Annotated in this window: 17 protein-coding genes; 7 read left to right on the forward strand and 10 right to left on the reverse strand. The window is 35.5% G+C overall.

Annotated elements, in window-relative coordinates; genetic code table 11:
* Positions 1–173: 173 nt before the first annotated feature.
* The 3 genes from recA to LC457_RS10775 form a co-directional block, all read right to left on the reverse strand.
* Positions 174–1,175 carry a recombinase RecA gene (recA, locus tag LC457_RS10765; protein ID WP_223599839.1) on the reverse strand — a complete coding sequence of 334 codons (1,002 nt, stop codon included), beginning with the start codon at positions 1,173–1,175 and terminating at the stop codon, positions 174–176.
* A 493-nt stretch (positions 1,176–1,668) separates the two neighbouring features.
* Positions 1,669–2,859, reverse strand: coding sequence for an oxygenase MpaB family protein (locus LC457_RS10770; RefSeq protein WP_223599840.1), 1,191 nt, complete (start codon positions 2,857–2,859; stop codon positions 1,669–1,671).
* A 73-nt stretch (positions 2,860–2,932) separates the two neighbouring features.
* Positions 2,933–3,730, reverse strand: coding sequence for a response regulator transcription factor (locus tag LC457_RS10775; protein ID WP_223599841.1), 798 nt, complete (start codon positions 3,728–3,730; stop codon positions 2,933–2,935).
* Between the two features lie 142 nt (positions 3,731–3,872).
* Here LC457_RS10775 and LC457_RS10780 point away from each other — a divergent pair, with 142 nt between their 5' ends.
* On the forward strand, positions 3,873–5,615 hold the full coding sequence (locus tag LC457_RS10780; protein ID WP_223599842.1) for a hypothetical protein: 1,743 nt from the start codon (positions 3,873–3,875) through the stop codon (positions 5,613–5,615).
* Between the two features lie 69 nt (positions 5,616–5,684).
* Here the strand turns inward: LC457_RS10780 and gap are convergent, their stop codons facing one another.
* The 4 genes from gap to LC457_RS10800 form a co-directional block, all read right to left on the reverse strand.
* Complete coding sequence (gene gap / locus LC457_RS10785) at positions 5,685–6,689, reverse strand: type I glyceraldehyde-3-phosphate dehydrogenase (protein WP_047379077.1); 1,005 nt, start codon at positions 6,687–6,689, stop codon at positions 5,685–5,687.
* A gap of 32 nt (positions 6,690–6,721) precedes the next feature.
* On the reverse strand, positions 6,722–7,708 hold the full coding sequence (pfkA, locus tag LC457_RS10790) for a 6-phosphofructokinase (RefSeq protein WP_047419982.1): 987 nt from the start codon (positions 7,706–7,708) through the stop codon (positions 6,722–6,724).
* Positions 7,709–7,791: 83 nt separating this feature from the next.
* Positions 7,792–8,670 carry a DUF4846 domain-containing protein gene (locus LC457_RS10795; RefSeq protein ID WP_223599843.1) on the reverse strand — a complete coding sequence of 293 codons (879 nt, stop codon included), beginning with the start codon at positions 8,668–8,670 and terminating at the stop codon, positions 7,792–7,794.
* 83 nt (positions 8,671–8,753) lie between these two features.
* A complete protein-coding gene (locus LC457_RS10800; RefSeq protein ID WP_223599844.1) occupies positions 8,754–9,095 on the reverse strand; it encodes a helix-turn-helix domain-containing protein in 342 nt (113 codons plus the stop codon).
* Between the two features lie 95 nt (positions 9,096–9,190).
* Here LC457_RS10800 and LC457_RS10805 point away from each other — a divergent pair, with 95 nt between their 5' ends.
* The gene (locus LC457_RS10805; protein WP_223599845.1) at positions 9,191–9,991 is read left to right on the forward strand and encodes a DNA alkylation repair protein; all 801 of its coding nucleotides are present in this window, start codon (positions 9,191–9,193) and stop codon (positions 9,989–9,991) included.
* Positions 9,992–10,314: 323 nt separating this feature from the next.
* Here the strand turns inward: LC457_RS10805 and LC457_RS10810 are convergent, their stop codons facing one another.
* Complete coding sequence (locus tag LC457_RS10810; protein ID WP_223599846.1) at positions 10,315–11,073, reverse strand: TIGR03915 family putative DNA repair protein; 759 nt, start codon at positions 11,071–11,073, stop codon at positions 10,315–10,317.
* Positions 11,074–11,201: 128 nt separating this feature from the next.
* Positions 11,202–12,461 carry a putative DNA modification/repair radical SAM protein gene (locus LC457_RS10815; RefSeq protein ID WP_223599847.1) on the reverse strand — a complete coding sequence of 420 codons (1,260 nt, stop codon included), beginning with the start codon at positions 12,459–12,461 and terminating at the stop codon, positions 11,202–11,204.
* Positions 12,462–12,617: 156 nt separating this feature from the next.
* Between LC457_RS10815 and LC457_RS10820 the strand changes: the two genes are divergently transcribed.
* From LC457_RS10820 to sucC, 5 genes are all read left to right on the forward strand, one after another.
* Complete coding sequence (locus LC457_RS10820; RefSeq protein ID WP_223599848.1) at positions 12,618–13,946, forward strand: hydroxymethylglutaryl-CoA reductase, degradative; 1,329 nt, start codon at positions 12,618–12,620, stop codon at positions 13,944–13,946.
* Positions 13,947–14,112: 166 nt separating this feature from the next.
* Positions 14,113–15,183 (forward strand): hypothetical protein, encoded by a 1,071-nt coding sequence (locus LC457_RS10825; protein ID WP_223599849.1) that lies wholly within the window; start codon positions 14,113–14,115, stop codon positions 15,181–15,183.
* A 1-nt stretch (position 15,184) separates the two neighbouring features.
* Positions 15,185–15,571, forward strand: coding sequence for a DUF423 domain-containing protein (locus LC457_RS10830; RefSeq protein WP_034694871.1), 387 nt, complete (start codon positions 15,185–15,187; stop codon positions 15,569–15,571).
* Between the two features lie 2 nt (positions 15,572–15,573).
* Positions 15,574–16,851 carry a chloride channel protein gene (locus tag LC457_RS10835; protein ID WP_223599850.1) on the forward strand — a complete coding sequence of 426 codons (1,278 nt, stop codon included), beginning with the start codon at positions 15,574–15,576 and terminating at the stop codon, positions 16,849–16,851.
* Between the two features lie 131 nt (positions 16,852–16,982).
* Positions 16,983–18,173: an ADP-forming succinate--CoA ligase subunit beta gene (gene sucC / locus LC457_RS10840; RefSeq protein WP_034694875.1), complete on the forward strand. Its 1,191-nt coding sequence runs from the start codon at positions 16,983–16,985 to the stop codon at positions 18,171–18,173.
* Positions 18,174–18,266: 93 nt separating this feature from the next.
* Here the strand turns inward: sucC and LC457_RS10845 are convergent, their stop codons facing one another.
* On the reverse strand, positions 18,267–18,857 hold the full coding sequence (locus tag LC457_RS10845) for a hypothetical protein (protein WP_223599851.1): 591 nt from the start codon (positions 18,855–18,857) through the stop codon (positions 18,267–18,269).
* Positions 18,858–18,886 lie beyond the last annotated feature (29 nt).

Genomic DNA, 18,886 nt, shown 5'->3' on the forward strand with positions numbered 1-18,886 from the left:
TTGATGGACTTTGTGGTAAATGAGGCGTTTGCTTAGTACGAATCAATGAAAATTGATTCCGCCCTTTGCTCTCTTAAAAATATTACAGCACACAGATGAAACCTTTGCGTGGTAAGTTTGCAAAAAATAAAAAAGGCAATCCTAAGACTGCCTTTCTATATTTTTCTGAAAAATTATTTGTTTTTCATTTCTTCCTTGATCTTGTTTTCCAATTCCTCAGAAAGATCCGGATTGTCTTTTAAAACTTCTTTTACAGCATCACGTCCCTGACCAAGTTTAGTCTCTTCGTAGCTGAACCAAGATCCGCTTTTCTTCACAATTCCCATATCTACTGCGGTATCAAGAATCTCACCTACTTTAGAAACTCCTTCACCATACATGATATCGAATTCTGCCTGTTTGAAAGGAGGTGCTACTTTGTTTTTCACAATCTTCACTTTCACACGGCTACCGATAGCTTCATCACCTTGTTTGATAGGTGCGCTGGCTTTTCTGATATCAATTCTTACAGAAGCATAGAACTTAAGAGCGTTACCTCCGGTAGTGGTTTCAGGATTTCCGAACATTACCCCGATCTTTTCTCTCAACTGGTTAATGAAAATCACTGTACATTTTGTTCTTGAAATAGTAGCTGTAAGCTTTCTTAATGCCTGAGACATTAATCTTGCATGAAGACCCATTTTAGAATCTCCCATTTCACCTTCAATCTCCGCTTTTGGCGTAAGAGCAGCAACAGAGTCAATCACAACGATATCAATAGCTCCTGAACGGATAAGGTTATCTGCAATTTCTAAAGCCTGTTCTCCGTTATCCGGCTGAGAAATGATAAGGTTTTCCAGATCAATTCCTAATTTCGCAGCATATGTTCTGTCGAAAGCGTGCTCTGCATCAATAAATGCTGCAATACCACCTGCTTTTTGAGCTTCAGCAATAGCATGAAGGGTTAATGTTGTTTTACCTGAAGATTCAGGACCGTATATTTCAATGATTCTTCCTTTTGGATATCCGCCGATACCTAATGCGATATCTAATCCTAAAGAACCGGAAGGAATTACTTCTATTGTATTGTCTATAGATTCATCACCTAAAGTCATTACTGTTCCCTTTCCGTATGTTTTATCTAATTTGTCAAGCACTAAAGCAAGTGCTTTTTTCTTATCATCAATGTTACTCATCGCTATTAAAATAATTTCTCAAAAATACATAATTTAAATATCAAAAACTAATATTATTTGTCCCTGAAAACTGTTTTTAGAGTTAAAAAATGATAAAATTTTGCTGCTGATTTTATTCATAACGAAAGAATGGAGGATGAGCTGTATAGGAATATTTAAAGATTTTTTTTTGTAACTAAAAAACTGCTGATTTATTAATGTAAGGTTTGTTGGAGCCTCGCAAAGACGCAAGCTTTTTTAATGATTCTATGCTTTAAGGCGCAAAAATTTTATCGAAGATAAAATTGAATACTGTAAAATTATTTTATCTCTCGCTAATTTTGCTGATTATGCAGATGTTAATAAAAATCTGCGTAAATAGCTTGATCTTCGAGAAAAATTTATTTAAGATTTATAATTTCTCTAGCTGAAAATCTTTCATTTTCTTGCGCCTTAAAAGTTTTTGTAACGCATGGGAATTTTTTGCGCCTTTGCGATTTTTAAAAGAGGTATTTTAATGAAAATTTGAATTCTTGGTGATATTCAGATAATCTTCCAATACTTTCATCTGATCCTTATTTCCTCTTTTTATTCTGGCATCGCGGCTTACGATTCTGTCATAAATTTTGTTGAAAAGGATCTTTGATTTGGGAAACAGATTTTTGTTGGGAACTTCCGGGATCTGCAGCCTTTTGCAGACTTCATCATCCAGCAGAAACCAGGTACAGCAGACATGCAGATATTTTAAATTTTTCCTTTGGAATTCAAATTTTAAAATTGGATTTTCCAGAGACTCATTCAGCAGAGAATGGGCAAGAAGAACAGAATCTTTATCGGACGGAGGTTGAACAGAGGTCCATAAATAAAAATATTCAGTAGCTTGTTTTTTATTGTCAGGAAGAAGCTGTTCCGGAATTCCCAGAAGATAACCTACGTATTTCCAAAGGTGAAAAATTCCCTGTTCTTCCTCAAGGGAAAAACTATTACCCAATTTTTGAAGGCTGTGAAGAAAGACAAGACTGAAACCGATATACGTTGCCATCATATCCCATGAATTGATGGGCTCACCCCAGTTTTCTGTATCCCAGCCTTTATAATGCTTTTTGATAGAAAGTCTTGCGTAAGAATGGATCAGCCGGGTTTTTATAGCAAACTCATAGCCTTTTGCGTGAACTTCCAGTGCATTGTAACGGGTAGCATTTACCCAGAAATCCAATGTTTCCGAAAGACGTTTTACCGCACCCTTTTTTAATGCCTCTGTAACGATAAGCGGTTTGTTGAGGTAGGCGTAGTCATAACCACCAATCAGACAATAATCCCTCAATGAGATTAACGAGTCCAGGTTGCTTCTCATGCAGAGTTCAGCACCGCTTTTGAGTAAATTGTAATCAAGCCATTCTGGAACTCTTTGAGTTTGGGTGAAAAGCTTTTTTACACTTTCAGGAACTGAATCTGTTTCCGAAACTCCATTTCTGATGTACTGCTCAATTTCCCTGGATGCCTCATGAAATTTTTTAGTAAAATAAATATCTCTTACCACCTCATCACCAATCTCGTCCACATGATGAAAAAAAGGAGCGAATTTTTCAAATTTTTCAAAACTCACTTTTGCTCCGGAAAATTCAATAAGCAGTTTTCCGTTTCCACTTTCCCAGAAATCTCTGAAATGGGGAGCATCTTTAAATCGTGGTTGTATCATTTTCATTCCTTTACCCATAAAAGTACAAGTTTTATGCTGAAATTCTTTGGTGAGATTTGTCAGGCTTAGGATAAAGGTTTTATAGGTATCCCCATTCAAAAGTTTTTTTAATGAGTTCGGAGCTGTTTCTGCAATCGGATTTCCTTAAAATATTTTTCCTGTGGGTACGTACCGTTTCCTCTGAAATATTCAACAGATCAGATATTTCTCCAGTGGAATAGCCTTTTGCAATACAGTTGATAATCTCGACCTCTCTTTTGGTGAAAATGACAGGAGTAGATTCATGAGGTTTATCATGTTCCATCCACTGCATCTGGTGAAAATCTTCCCGACCATTGATTCCGGATAGCAATACAACATAAGAATTTTGGTGCGTGATGTGTTCAATATTGGTGTGTATATTAACAGACTGCAAAAGCCTGCCGTTTTCATCTTTATAAGTGTGTAAGGCCTGATGATGGAAGAGTTCATAATTACCTTTTGAAGTTCTCATTCTGAAACAGTAGCTGGTTTTCAGTTCTTGCTGGTAATCAAAGCCGTTAATTTCTTTTATTTTTTCTATTGACATTCTTTCTGCTTCCATGACAAACTCAATGTCATCGGGATGGATGAGGTCTATAATTTCTTTCAGGTGTACTGGATATTTAATAAGACCATGTATTTTCAAAATGTCTTCATGATGATTGCAAATGGTGCTGTCTGCAAAATTAATAACATAATAATAAAATTTTCCCGGCGCAAAGATTTCTCCTATAAGATGTTCTATGGCGGGAACGGGTAGGACTCTGTTATTATTCTGTAAAATTTCAGGATAGTCATTCCAGACTTTGGTGAGGGGATGCGGTTTTTTTGCATGAGTCAAGTGCTTTTTCTCCATTGGTTAATGTTTTCTTAAAAATAATAAAATTATGTTAAAAAAATCACCCTTTTGTGGTATTTCATGTGGTAGGTAAGTATTGTAGCTTTAAATAAAACTAATGACCATTTCAAAAAAACTTTAATCTGAAAAATAAATAACCATGAAAACAAAAATTTTATTGCTGTTTCTGCTCGGATGGGTGGGGATGGTTTTTAGCCAAGTGAGATTGTTGTCTGACTATAAATCCAGATATCCAAATGTATCAAATGCAAAAACATTTAATGATTTTATCAAGAAAATAAATGAGAATGATAAAAGAGAAGAAATTATAAAACTAATAGAGAAAAATACAGGATTAAATATAAACAAAATAGATGGAAAAACAGTTGCAAATGGGATACTAAAATATCAGCAAATTTATTTGGTAAACGAGAAACCAGTATTCATTAATCTCAATAATCAATCAATTTTTATTATTGAGCGAACAAATGGTGAAAAATTTTTTTTTTACCCTAAAGCATTTATTTTTTTAACAGAGACTAACCAAAACCCAGAAGATATTATTCGTAGTAAACTTGATAGTACATTTTTTAGTATTGGTTATAAATGTATTGCAGAAAAAAATAAACATAATGCAAAAGTTATTCATGATAGTGTTTTTATAGATGATTTTAAAATATTAAAAAGAGCTGTTGTACTAAATTCTGCTGATAATGTGACAGATAATAATGCTATTGCATTTACAAGTGGAAATGATACCAAATTAAGTATTGGAGCTAATTTTAATTACCGTGATTATTTTTTTATGAATATTAGTGCATATACTTCAAGCATTAATAGTGGATTATTTTATTCGGATAAATCATGGAGAAATGATATTGGAGCATCATTTACTTTTAATGTAATAATTCCTTCTCAAACGAGATTTTTTAATCCTAAAAAATGCACAGAATTGTGCCAAAAAAGAGATAAATATTATAATGATACTGTTATTAATAATTATGATTCGTTAAAATCAAAGTACGATCAGAAGTTATTAACATTATTTTCAAATGGTATTGAAAAAATAAAAAAAGAATTGAATAATGATATAAATGAGAACGAAAAGCTAGAAAAATATGAAAAACTAGAGAGATATGAAAAGATAGTCAGTAATCTTAAAGAGAAAAATGAAAGCTACGAAAAAATAATAGCTGAACCATCAAAATATATTAATGATAGTATTATTGCTTTTGATAAGAAAAATATTGGAGTTCTTAATGGGAGTAGGTTAGAGTGGATTAAAACAACTATTGATATTTATAACCAGAACATAGATTTAGACACAGCTATTATTAAAAAAAATATAGCAGTAGAAAATCAGATTAAAAATTATCCAAGGATAAATGTTAATTTTTCTTATAATTTAAACAGACAGTATAATGTAAAGCTTATGAAATTAATAAATCTTCAAATATTTTCAAATTTTATAATGGGTAATCTTTTAAATGCAAATACAGGAAGTGAGAAACCTGTTTTGGAGCAAAGAGATGATAAAACTTTTATAGTTGATAAATATGGAAGAACATTGGGTGAGTATTCCTATCTTAAAAGAGCCTTTTGGACCCTACAATCAGGTGTACAAGCATCAGCTTTTATAACAAATAATTTCGGTGTGATGGTTTATGCATATCATACTTTTGCCTTACAAAACATGGATTATATGGATTACAGAAACAGGTATGCTCTTCAGGGAGGTTTGATTTTCAGAATAAATGATGAAGAAGATGTAAACAAGGCAACTTTTAGGATTATGGCTGGTATAGATAATGAGCCCTATCATACAAGGGCCTTAAAAAATAGTTTTATGGTCAAAGTAAGTATAGGTATTCCCTTCGGGTTATTTATCAAAAGTAAGAAATAAAAACAAAAACAAAAAAACCTTCCCATCGGGAAGGTTTTATATTACTTATTGCTTATCGCTCATTTCTTATTATAAAGAAGCAGCGTGTACAAGCATATCAACTAACTTGTTAGAGTAACCCATTTCGTTGTCATACCAAGAAACAAGTTTCACGAAGTTTGGAGAAAGCATGATACCGGCATCTTTGTCGAAGATAGAAGTTCTCTTATCTCCTACGAAGTCTTGAGATACTACTGCATCTTCAGTATATCCAAGGATACCTTTCAATTCACCTTCAGAAGCAGCTTTGATTACTGAACAGATTTCTTCATAAGAAGCAGCTTTATCGATTCTTACTGTTAAGTCTACTACAGAAACGTCAACAGTTGGTACTCTGAAAGACATACCTGTTAATTTTCCGTTCAAAGAAGGGATTACTTTTCCTACTGCTTTAGCAGCACCTGTAGAAGAAGGGATGATGTTGTTTAGAGCAGCTCTACCACCTCTCCAGTCTTTTACTGAAGGACCGTCAACAGTCTTTTGAGTAGCTGTTGTAGCGTGTACAGTTGTCATTAAACCTTCTACGATTCCGAAGTTATCGTGGATCACTTTAGCTAAAGGAGCTAAACAGTTTGTAGTACAAGAAGCGTTTGATAAGATTTTGATATCATCAGTAAGTTCCTTGTGGTTTACACCCATTACGAACATTGGAGTATCATCTTTAGAAGGAGCAGAAAGGATTACTTTCTTAGCACCAGCGTTGATGTGAGCCTGAGCAGTATCTTTAGATAAGAAAAGACCTGTAGATTCTACGATATAGTCAGCACCAATTTCATTCCACTTTAGGTTGTTAGGATCTCTTTCAGCAGTTACTCTGATTCTTTTCCCGTTTACTACAAGATCATTTCCTTCTACAGAAACTTCACCTGGGAAAATACCGTGTACAGAGTCATATTTTAACATGTAAGCCATGTATTCTGCATTAATAAGGTCATTGATTCCTACAACTTCAATGTTGTCTCTTTCAGTCATTGCTCTGAAAACAAGACGTCCAATTCTACCAAAACCGTTGATACCTACTTTAATTGTTGACATAATAGTTTGTTTTTATTAGATTATAAAAATAATTAGATTGCTAAAATTTCTGAAATCAGTAAAAGATCTTTATTGATTTCGTTATGTTTTTTAATGGCTTCTTCAATCGGCGTATACGTAAGATCGTTAGAACGCATTCCTGCCATTACATTGGTTTGTCCTTCCATTAATCCTGTTACGGCACCGTAGCCTAATCTGCTTGCCAAAACCCTGTCTGCACAGCTTGGAGAACCTCCTCTCTGCATGTGTCCCAAAATGGCTACACGAATGTCATAATCAGGGAATGTCTGCTTTGTTTTTTCGGCAAGTTCATACACATTGGCAAGTTTTTCACCCTCTGCAACCACCACAATGCTTGATGCCTTTCCGGTTTTTTCAGCATCTCTGAATTTCGTGAAAAGCTCATCAATACTGTCTTTTTTCTCAGGAATTAAAATATCCAAAGCTCCAGTTGCCAATCCACTGTTTAATGCAATAAAACCGGCATCACGCCCCATCACCTCTACAAAGAAAACTCTGTTGTGGGAAGTTGCCGTGTCACGGATTTTATCAATGGCATCCATTGCGGTATTCAAAGCAGTGTCGTATCCGATGGTATTATCAGTTCCGAAAATATCATTGTCGATTGTTCCCGGAACACCGATTACTCTGATTCCGAATTCTTCGTTAAAGATTTTCGCACCGGTGAAAGTTCCGTCTCCACCAATACAAACCAATCCGTCTATTCCAAGCTTTACGCAATTGTCATAAGCTTTCTGACGGCCTTCTTTTGTTCTGAATTCAGCGGATCTGGCAGACTTTAGAATTGTTCCACCCTGGTTGATTATATTTTTTACGGAACGGGCTCCCATTTTCAGGAAATCATTGTTGATAAGACCGTTGTAGCCTTCTCTCACCCCGTAGCATTCGATATTATAGTAATTGGCGGTTCTTACTACCGCTCTTAACGCCGCATTCATACCCGGAGAGTCACCTCCTGAAGTAAGAACTGCAATTTTTTTTACAGCACTCTCTTTCATCAAGAAAAAAATTTCGAACACAAATTTACAAAAACAAGTTCAGATTATCGTAGTAACTTTCCAATAGTTTTGAATATAAATTATTAAAAGCTTCTGAAGTTTGTAGGTTTAAAAAAATATCGTGCGGTTTTAGTTTCCTGAGCATCGATATCCAGATCATACCATGGTGTAAAATAAGGATTAAAAGGATTGGAGAGTACATGAATAGATTGTGCCGGTGTAAATCCTTCACTCAATAAAAACAAGCTTTTCCCTTCTTTATTCTTACAGACACCTGAAATAAAAACAATATGTCCCGGACTTCCCGGTGTGATCAGAATATCTCCGGTTTTCAGGTCAGAATTTTTTGCAACGGGTTTTGTTTCTTTATTTAATGAAATCGTTCCCGCATAATTAAAAATTAGATCCAGATAATTTCTGAAACTCTGATAAGAATCATCAAAAACAGTAGTCTTTCTAAAGCTCACCGAATTTCCATTGACAAAAGCTCTTGTTCCGTTTTTGTAGTCATTCCAGCTGAGGAGGTCACCACTGGTAAAATGAAATTTGATTTCGTCAAACTTTTTCGCCTTATAAAGATACTCTGCTCTCATACGGATGGCAGCATCAGCGCATTGCTGCAAGTCTTTATTTCCGGTATCAATATCAAAAACAGCTTCATGAAGATGCTGGGTAGAAATAGGAGTACCATCATATTTCAGAATTTGACTGTTGTAAGGTTTCAGCTTGAAATTTTCAATGAAATATCCAAAAGAACCAGATTTTTCTTCAATCCATTCATATCCCTCGGGAGGAGAAAATCTTTCCCGAATGGTATTTTTATCCTTATGAATCTTTGCAGAGCTTTTTGCCGTTAAATTTTCATTATGATCAGGCTCAGCCAGTAAGCGGTCTGATAATTTTTCTTTCGTACAGTTTGTAAGAATAAGAAGCGCTGTGATTCCCGTGATGATTTTTTTCATGCGTTTTTAGTTAACACAAATATCTTTTTTTTCCACGTACCAACAAATAAAGTTCTGAAAATCTGCAATATTTAACTTTTGTTTTAGGCTTTTTCTTTTTCAGGAATCAGTAATTTACCCCAATCATTCAGCTGCCAAAGAATTTTTACCAGCTGATCACCTAGTGGTGTTAAAGTATATTCAACTCTTGGAGGAAGTTCATTAAAAGACTGTTTCGTTAAAATGCCGTCATCTACCATTTCCGTCAACTGCTGATTCAAAACTCTACGATCCACTTTAGCGATACCACGCAGGAATTCACTCGGACGTTTTTTTCCTTCATTGATTTGCCAAACGATAGGGATTTTCCATTTTCCGCTGATGGTATTCACTGCGACTTCCAACGGGCAAATTTTATTTTCTTCAGCTCTCTCCTTTGTTTCCATAAAATTGACTTTTTTATCCCTATGGGTGAAAAATATGCGGTATTGCTTTTGTCCGCCTGATTTCAGACTTTTGTAAAGATAATCATTAAAATAGTATGGCTGAAAAACGAAAAGGCGCACGTTCCATCAAAGATATTCCACCGGATATTTTAGAACAGCTGAACCGCGGAGAAATTGAAACCGCCAATCTTACAGAATGGCTGGCAGTAGATCAAAAACTCTTGTTGGAGAATTTACTTCAACAGAATAACAGGATTGATTATTTAAAACCCGTCTTAGAAAATGTAGATCAACTCAAAAAACAAACGGTCAATACTCTCAACGAAGCTATTGGAGTTGGACTTTTGATTTTAGCCAGAAAAAATAATGATGATGAATTTCTATCGAAGCTTGCAACCCATCCGGCAGATCTCGTGCGTTGCTGGTCAGCTTATACCATTGGAAGGAATAATGAGTTGAAGCTTAAAGAAAAATTAAAAAGTATCCAGTCTTTCGCTACCGATTCTCATTTCGGAGTGAGGGAAATCTGCTGGATGACGGTACGTCCGGATATTTCAAAAAATCTTGATGAAAGTTTATCTATTTTATCAGAATGGACGAAGCATGACAATGAAAATGTAAGACGTTTTGCCAGTGAATCTACCCGGCCGAGAGGAGTCTGGTGTGAACATATTGATGCTTTGAAACAAAATCCTGGACTAGGACTGGAAATTTTAGAACCTTTACGATCAGATTCATCCCGGTATGTACAGGACAGTGTCGGTAATTGGTTGAATGATGCTAGCAAATCTCAACCTGAATTTGTGGTAGAAATTTGTGATGAATGGCTTCGTGAAAGTCTAACAAAAGAAACCCAATATATCGTAAAGAAAGCCTTGCGGACTATCAAAAAGTAAGAGTTATCCACAAAATAAAAATGTTGATTTAGTTTTTGGTTACATAGGTCGCAGATTTACATAGTTTTACATCATATTTTCATATTCCTTTTTTTCTTGGAACTGCCTTTGTTTGCTTAATTTTTACATGAAAAAGAACATTGAGATATTCTCAATATTAACTATATGTTAATGAGAAAAAGTTATCCACAATATGAGTTTTCAGTTAATGTGGATTCTATCTGTCACTAAATTAATAGTTTAAATGAGAATTAAAAAAAAGGTTTCAAAATACAGTATTTTCTTCACTGAAAAAAAAGTTATCCACAATATGGGATTTTGCCTTACCATTTTTCTGTCAAATACTTCCAGTATCTTTTCGGGACATGCTGAATATGAAGTTTCATATTCTTTCGTTCTACAATATTGGTTTTAGTAAAATATCGCTGCCAAAGCACCTGATAATTCATCTCTTCATCATGAAACTTTTGCTGGTACTTATTGAAATCCGGTTTTTCATCAGGGTAGAAGAATTCGCAGTTTTCCAGATCGTAAAAAATGCCGTAATTTCTCCTCAGATCATAGATCATCCATTTCTGATCCTGATAACGGTCATTAAAATGTTTTCGGATCAACGGAAGAACGTTGAAATCGGGATCTATTTTGGAAAAGAAAACACCATCTTTCATTTTTTCAAAGCGGACAAAAGCAGTCATTCTGTGCCTTTCCCTATCAACCGATTTACAGATTTTTGAAATTTGTAGAATATTGTTGTCTGCAAAGTTTTCAAGAATATTTTCTCCGGGATGTTTGATGGATTGTCTGACGGCAGACAGGATAAGGTTTTCAAGATCCGGATCTTCTGATAAAAAAACTTTTAAAAGCTTATGAATACCCACTTTCCCAATATTCTGCTCCAGTTTGTTGAGAACCCGCTCAGACTTTTCTGTTTGCGTAATGACTTCGTGGATTTCAGCAAAAATATTTTCCTGATGAAATCTTTCTCTGCTGGCAATTTCCACATCTTTATAACGATATTCAAAAACTTCAAATACCGCAGTAAAAAGACCGTCAAAACTTCCATCGTAGAGTAGGGTTGTCATTATTAATTTTAAAATTTAGTTGTGCTGCCTGTCATTCTGAGATTCTTCCTTCGTCAGAATGACAAAAGTGCTGTTTTATCGAAGCAATAAATTAGTGATCATTTATGAGAAAATCGTGTAGTTTGTGTTTAAAACAATGTCAGTTGTTGTGAGAATTGATTGTGAAACTTTGAAGAACTCCCACCAATCAACAGCTTTCTAAAATTTTTATCCGTTAAATATTTCAGGTAGGAATTCCCTGCATTGAAATCAATAAAATATTTTGCCCGGTTGACAGCTGCTCCCAGTTTTTTTAAATGATCCATCGTTAAAACCTGAAAACGTCTTGCACTGATAATTTTTTGAGCCGTTTTTACCCCAATTCCCGGAATTCTTAAAATTGTTCGATATTCTGCAGTCTGAAGATTTACCGGAAACTGATCAAGATTTCGTAATGCCCAGCTTAATTTCGGATCCATTTCCAGATCAAGGAAAGGAACATTCGGATCTAAAATTTCCTCAGCTTTAAAGCCATAAAATCTCATCAGCCAATCCGACTGATACAATCGGTTTTCACGAAGCATTGGAACCTCAGTTGTTAAAGAAGGTAATCTCTGATCTTCCAGAACCGGAACATATCCGGAATAATAAACTCTTTTGAGATTAAAATTTTTATAAAAATGATCGGCAACTTTAATGATCTGCAGGTCGTTTTCATTGGTTGCTCCTACAATCATCTGTGTAGACTGTCCTGCCGGAGCAAACTTTGGTACTTTTTTCAGAACTTTCTTTTCATCCTTATATTGAATGATCCCTTTTTGAATATACCGCATAGGACTGATCATATCTTGCCTATTCTTTTCAGGAGCCAGCAATTTTAATCCGCTTTCTGTAGGAATTTCAATGTTTACGGACAAACGGTCTGCATACAAAGCCGCTTCCTGCATCAGATCATCACTTGCCCCGGGAATAGATTTCAGATGAATATACCCATTAAAATTTTCTTCCAGACGCAGCTTTTTGGCAACTCTCACCAGCCGTTCCATTGTTGTATCTGCATTTTTGAAAATTCCTGAGCTTAGAAATAATCCTTCAATATAATTTCTCCGGTAAAAATTAATTGTAAGATCCACGACTTCTTCTACCGTAAAAGCAGCTCTTTTAATATCATTTGAACTTCTGGAAACACAGTATGCACAATCGTAGATACAGTGATTGGTTAATAAAATTTTAAGCAAAGAAACACATCGTCCATCTTCCGTATAAGTATGACAAATGCCACTTGCGGAACTGTCTCCTAAAGCTCCTTTTTTATTCTTTCTTGAGCCTCCGCTTGATGAGCAGGAAACATCATATTTCGCTGCATCAGCAAGGATTTCAAGCTTTTCTTTAAGGCGGTCAAAATTCATATGTTTAAGTGATTGATCTGTTTTGTATCAATATTATAATTTTATATTGTTCAAATTTAGTTCCAAAATTGATAAAAGTCAATCTTTTTTCATAGAAGTTATCAACAAAAAAGAGTCTCAAAATCATTATATTTACGGCTCATTAAAGTTTATATCATGAATCATAAACCAATCGAAGGTTTTTCCAAGCTTCCAAAGCAGGGGAAAATCGACTGGCTCGTAAACGAATATCTTGAAGGAAACCAGGAATATCAAAATATATTAAAACAATACTGGAACGATGATGCAGAGCTTCAGAAACTTCACGATGAGTTTTCTGAAAATACGATCTCCAATTTTTATATGCCCTACGGAATTGCCCCGAACTTTTTGATCGATGGAAAGCTGCTGGCACTTCCAATGGCCGTTGAAGAAAGCTCTGTAGTTGCTGCCGCTTCCAAAGCTGCAAAATTCTGGATCGATAAAGGAGGTTTTAAAACAACGATTATCAACACTGAAAAACTGGGGCACACCCATTTTATTTTTAATGTTGAATCTCATAAATTATTACATTTCTTTAATTTCAGTTTAAAGAAAAAATTACTTGAAGCGACAGAAGATATCACATCGAACATGAGAAAACGCGGCGGTGGTATTTTAAATATCAATCTGGTGGATAAAACTGCAGAAATGCCGAATTATTACCAGCTGAAAGCAAGCTTTGATACGGTAGATTCTATGGGAGCGAACTTTATCAACTCATGTCTTGAGCAGTTTGGAAAAACTTTGAGACAGGAAGTGGCAACCAGCGAAGATTTTACCCAGGAAGAAAAGAATTCATTGCAGATCGTGATGAATATCCTTTCCAATTTTACACCTGATTGTATCGTGAGGGCTGAGGTTTCCTGTAAAATGGAAGACTTAAAAGACGACAGCGGAATTTCTCCTGAAGAATTTGCTTCTAAATTCAAACAGGCAGTTGCTATTGCTGAAATTGAACCTTACCGCGCAACTACTCATAATAAAGGAGTGATGAATGGCGTAGATGCTGTTGTAATTGCTACCGGGAATGACTTCAGAGCAACAGAAGCCTGTGCACATGCTTATGCTGCAAGAGACGGACAATACAGATCTTTGACACACTGTACAACAGACAATGGCATTTTCAGATTCTGGATTGATCTACCTATTTCTGTAGGAGTTGTAGGAGGGCTTACGAATCTTCACCCATTGGTAAAATTTTCTTTGGCTCTTCTTGGAAAACCTTCTGCTCAGGAGCTTATGAGTATTCTTGCCGTTTCAGGTCTTGCACAGAACTTTGGTGCATTGCGTTCATTGGTGACCACAGGAATCCAGAAAGGTCATATGAAAATGCACTTATTGAATATTCTGAACCAATTGGGTGCTACAGAAGAGGAAAAGCAGCACTTTGTAACGTATTTCAAAGATAAGACAGTGAGCCATCACGAGGTGATCAATGAATTTAACAGAATGAGAGGAAACTAATGTTACAGATCATTTTGCCCATTGGATTCCTTCTTTTTGGATTCTTTTTAAAGAAAACCAACAATGAAGGGTTCAGAAGCTCCAAGAGATTTGCTAATATGTTTATTATACTGGGAATCTCTACCTTGGTAGCCAAGTTCATTTTAATGTACTTAAAATCAAAATAGTGAAAAAGAGTATTGTATTCTTCTTATTGATTTCCGGTTTAAGTTTTTCTCAGCAGAAAGATTTAAAAATACAGGATTTACAGCCCAAATCAGAAAACTTTGTGTTTCCTGTAGTTACTTATTCTGCAAATCCTTCCGTGGCCAATAAGATCAATACATTTCTTCAGGTAAACGAACTGGAATATATCCCGAATTCCGGTGGAAATCCTTTTAAGCTGGCTTCTACAGCTACGAATTCGTATTCCAACTATCTTTACTTTTATGATTGGGAGAAACTGGAAACGCCTAAAAATATCTTAACAATGGGTATTCATGGTGAAGCTTCTGGAGCCTATCCGGAAGAATTTGAAGATTGGAAGAATTTTGATCTAAGGACTGGAAATTTTATCAATGCTGAAGATTTATTTCGGGCAGAGAGCAGGAAAGCAGTCAATGGTTTGATTCAAAGTAGAGTAAAAAAGAGAGTGAATGACTTTCTCGTGAAATTAAAATCTGAAAAAAATCCATCAGAGGAAGTTCAGGATCAAATTGCAATGTATGAAGATTGTTTCATAGAACATACTTTGAATGGTATCCGGTATTTTTTTGGTAAGGATAAAATTACTTTTGTGGCAGGCAGATGTTCTAATCATGCCATGCGGGCATTGGACGATCTGGGAAGTCATGAGATTGAATTTACCTATAAAGAACTTGAAAAATACCTGAGCATTTATGGTAAGAATCTGATTTCGGGTTCTGAAAAGATAGGGCAGACTGGGCCCGGAAATAAATTATATAAAGGGAAAATTGACGGAAAATATCCTGTTATGGTTTTGTTTAACGAAATCAATGAAGACGATTCTTTTTCCGCCACTTATTGGTATGATAAGAATAAAAAACCGATTAACTGGAGAGGAGAATTTGTCCATGAACATTTTTCTATCACTGAAGATGATTATCATAGCGAAGAACTTAAGGAATGGATACCAAGAGCTTTAATAGAAGCGGATTTGAAAGGAAGTAAAATCATTGGAACCTGGCAGGATTATAAAACAAAAAAATATTTAACCCTAGAATTAGAAGAGTTATAAAATGAAAACAATTACTTTAGTTTTTGGAGCGGTTTACGGAATGGTGTCTGTGATCCTGGGTGCATTCGGAGCGCATGCTTTAAAGAAAATATTAGCTGTGGAGAGGCTAGAAAGCTTTGAAACAGGAGTAAGATATCAGATGTATGCAGCATTTTTCCTGCTGATCATCGGATATATCTTAAAATTTGAAACTTCTGCAGAAAAATGGACTTCCATTTTAATGATTGCAGGAACATTGTTGTTCTCTGTAAGCATCTATTTTCTGAGTATGCAGGATTATCTAGGGATGAACCTTAAATTCTTAGGACCTATCACTCCGCTTGGAGGGCTGATGATGATCTTAAGCTGGGGAATGCTGATCTTATATTTTGCTAAAAACAGAATTTAAGAATGAAGATTAACAGGAGAAGACGCTTAATAAGAACATTCAATCTCTTAGATCAACCTATCAGATTCAATCCGTTCGTATTCAGCCGTACTTTTTTCATGTGGGCTGTTACAGGTCTTGTAGGCGGTATTATTGCCGGAGGATATTGGATCGTACTGGAGCATTTCACTGAATTCCTGTCCGGGTTTCAAGGATGGCAGGTGATTCCGACCATGGCAATATGTGGATTGCTGGCTGGATTGGTGATTCATTTTATTGGTGATCCGGGAGAAATTCATTTGATTGTTAATAATATCAGATTCAATAAAGGAAAGCTGGAACCGAAGAACAATCCTTCGATGATTCTTTCATCCCTGTTTTGTGTAGCTTCAGGAGGAAGCTTGGGGCCGGAAGCTCCTTTGGTACAGGTAACCGGTTCTACGGGAACCTGGCTTGGGAAAATCTTCAGATTAAAAGGAGAAGAGCTGCGTTCTTTAAGTATTGCCGGGATGGCTTCAGGTTTTACTGCATTATTTGGTGCACCGCTGGGAGGAAGTCTTTTTTCTCTGGAAATCCTGCATCATAAACACGCTGTAGAATATTATAAAGCCATTATTCCTGCGTTGGTAGCGAGCTGTTTCAGTTATCTGATGTTTGCTTTGATCATCCACTTAGGAATCGGGGCAACCTGGGATTTGAAAGCCTATCATTATACCGGAGTATATGATTTTCTATATGCTACGCTGTTCGGAATTGTAGGAACATTTTTTGGATGGATTTTCATTTTTGTTGTTAAGTTTTTCAAGAAAGTTTTTGAATACAGACAATTTCCGATTTACATTAAAACATTGGTAGGAGGAATTGTTTTAGGAATCATTGCCTATAATTTCCCTATTACAAGATACTTTGGACATAACGAGATCAACCAGCTGATCGGTGGTAATTTCGGACTCAATTTCTTAATCCTGATTCTGGTTTTTAAAATACTGGCGATTGCCATTACAGTAACTTCAGGATGGAGGGGAGGATTTATCATTCCGCTGTTCTTTGTAGGCACCACATTAGGATTGATTATCCATAATTTATTTCCAGGTGTAGATACTACATTAGCTATTGTAAGCTGCATGGCGGCGATTAATGCCTGTGTGACAAGAACGCCGATGAGTACTACCATTATCTTAGGAACACTTACCGGGTTTACCTATTTTGTACCGATATTATTTGCGAGTCTCACAGGATATTTTCTGGCTCCAAGAATTCCGTTCATCGGATCACAATCTGAGAAATTAGTGGAAGAATAAAGGAAATTTGAGTGATATGTTAAAAATCAAGTCAATCAGACTTTAATTTTTGAGTCAATAAACTTGAACTTCCATGTCTTTTTAGTAAATTTGTCAACCTTTAAATATTAAAATAAAATAATAAAAATAATATGAATCTTCACGAGTATCAATCAAAAGAGATTTTATCAAAGTATGGAGTAGCTATCCAACGTGGTTTCGTTGCAAACAACGTAGATGAAGCTGTAGCAGCTGCTGAAAAATTGACTGCTGAAACCGGAGCTCAGGCTTGGGTTGTAAAAGCGCAGATTCACGCAGGTGGTCGTGGTAAAGGTGGGGGTGTTAAGTTTTCTCCAAACATGGATAAACTTAAAGAGAACGCTCAGAATATCATCGGAATGCAGTTGGTAACTCCTCAAACTTCTGCTGAAGGTAAAAAAGTACACTCTGTTTTGGTTGCAGAAGATGTTTATTATCCAGGAGAATCTGAAACTAAAGAATTTTATGTTTCTATTCTTTTAGATAGAGCTGAAGGAAAAAATACAATCGTATATTCTACTGAAGGTGGTATGGATATTGAGCACGTTGCTGAAGTAACTCCTCATTTGATCCACAACGAACTTATTGATCCTGCTATTGGTCTTCAAGGGTTCCAGGCTAGAAAAATTGCTTTCAACCTAGGTCTTGAAGGAAACGCATTCAAAGAATTTGTGAAATTTATTTCATCTCTTTACAATGCATATACAGGAATTGATGCTTCTCTTTTTGAAATCAACCCGGTATTAAAAACTTCTGATAACAAGATTATCGCTGTAGATGCTAAAGTAACTTTAGATGATAACTCATTGTTCCGTCACAAAGACTTAGCTGAACTTAGAGATACAAGAGAAGAAGATCCAATGGATGTAGAAGCTGGTGAAGCTGGTCTTAACTTCGTAAAACTAGATGGTAACGTTGCTTGTATGGTAAACGGGGCTGGTCTTGCAATGGCAACTATGGATATCATCAAATTATCAGGTGGTAACCCGGCTAACTTCCTTGACGTAGGTGGTACTGCTGATGCTCAGAGAGTACAGACTGCTTTCGGAATCATCTTAAGAGATCCAAACGTAAAAGCTATTTTGATCAACATCTTCGGAGGTATCGTAAGATGTGACAGAGTTGCTCAGGGAGTTGTAGATGCTTACAAAGCGATGGGTAGCCTTCCGGTTCCATTGATCGTAAGATTACAGGGAACTAATGCTGTAGAAGCTAAAAAATTAATTGACGAGTCTGGTCTTCCGGTACACTCTGCAATTACTTTAGAAGAAGCTGCAAACAAAGTAAAAGAAGTTTTAGCGTAATCTAAAATTTTCAAATAAATAGAAAACCGTTCCATTTTTGGAACGGTTTTTTTGTTATTATTTTGGAAGGCTAACCGTTGAAATGATGTGATTTTATTTATTGAATTCTTCCAGTCTGAAAAGATCCAGAACATTGGGTGCAATTTTTAAATCCGGCCTGAAAATCAATATTCCTTTTACAAAATTTTTAAGTAATAAATTACCATTTGTAATAACCAGATCAATATCTAAATTGACAGATTTACTGATAATTTTTTTTAATACCGGCTCAAAGAAATAAATACATAAACTAGGAGCAGATTCATGATACTCAGTCAGAAATACATCATATTTGCCATTTTCAGGGTTTGGAAGAAGATCAGCATACGGTATAGAATGTAAAATGTCCTGGTTGCGATAATGATGAAGTCCCTTTTCATCAACAATAATGTGGGTGGTTGTATTTTTTTTGATTTTCTGAGTGACTAGCCAGGCAAACAAACTCACAATTGCTGTAAAAAGGCCAATTAAAACAATCTTTATTTCTACAGAGATTTCTTTTGCATTCAATACCAATATAGCCATTATTATAACGGATAAAGGGGTGATAATTAAAAATGATCTGCCAACAGTCTTTATCAATAACGTAAGTCCTTTTGAAGTTTTTGATTCAATAGGGAGGAATGAATTTGATTGTGATGACATATTTTGTTGGTTAGATCTTTTCATAAATG

This window comes from Chryseobacterium sp. GVT01B, assembly GCF_019970045.1.
Taxonomy (GTDB): domain Bacteria; phylum Bacteroidota; class Bacteroidia; order Flavobacteriales; family Weeksellaceae; genus Chryseobacterium.

Coding starts and splice junctions, on each gene's coding strand:
- LC457_RS10775 (WP_223599841.1), bottom strand. CDS start 3,730: ATGGAGAAAAAGCACTTGACTCATGCAAAAAAACCGCATCCCCTCACC.
- LC457_RS10810 (WP_223599846.1), bottom strand. CDS start 11,073: ATGACAACCCTACTCTACGATGGAAGTTTTGACGGTCTTTTTACTGCG.
- LC457_RS10800 (WP_223599844.1), bottom strand. CDS start 9,095: ATGGAAACAAAGGAGAGAGCTGAAGAAAATAAAATTTGCCCGTTGGAA.
- gap (WP_047379077.1), bottom strand. CDS start 6,689: ATGTCAACAATTAAAGTAGGTATCAACGGTTTTGGTAGAATTGGACGT.
- LC457_RS10845 (WP_223599851.1), bottom strand. CDS start 18,857: ATGTCATCACAATCAAATTCATTCCTCCCTATTGAATCAAAAACTTCA.
- LC457_RS10830 (WP_034694871.1), top strand. CDS start 15,185: ATGAAAACAATTACTTTAGTTTTTGGAGCGGTTTACGGAATGGTGTCT.
- sucC (WP_034694875.1), top strand. CDS start 16,983: ATGAATCTTCACGAGTATCAATCAAAAGAGATTTTATCAAAGTATGGA.
- pfkA (WP_047419982.1), bottom strand. CDS start 7,708: ATGAAAGAGAGTGCTGTAAAAAAAATTGCAGTTCTTACTTCAGGAGGT.
- LC457_RS10815 (WP_223599847.1), bottom strand. CDS start 12,461: ATGAATTTTGACCGCCTTAAAGAAAAGCTTGAAATCCTTGCTGATGCA.
- LC457_RS10795 (WP_223599843.1), bottom strand. CDS start 8,670: ATGAAAAAAATCATCACGGGAATCACAGCGCTTCTTATTCTTACAAAC.
- LC457_RS10835 (WP_223599850.1), top strand. CDS start 15,574: ATGAAGATTAACAGGAGAAGACGCTTAATAAGAACATTCAATCTCTTA.
- LC457_RS10805 (WP_223599845.1), top strand. CDS start 9,191: ATGGCTGAAAAACGAAAAGGCGCACGTTCCATCAAAGATATTCCACCG.
- LC457_RS10820 (WP_223599848.1), top strand. CDS start 12,618: ATGAATCATAAACCAATCGAAGGTTTTTCCAAGCTTCCAAAGCAGGGG.
- LC457_RS10770 (WP_223599840.1), bottom strand. CDS start 2,859: ATGAAAATGATACAACCACGATTTAAAGATGCTCCCCATTTCAGAGAT.
- recA (WP_223599839.1), bottom strand. CDS start 1,175: ATGAGTAACATTGATGATAAGAAAAAAGCACTTGCTTTAGTGCTTGAC.
- LC457_RS10780 (WP_223599842.1), top strand. CDS start 3,873: ATGAAAACAAAAATTTTATTGCTGTTTCTGCTCGGATGGGTGGGGATG.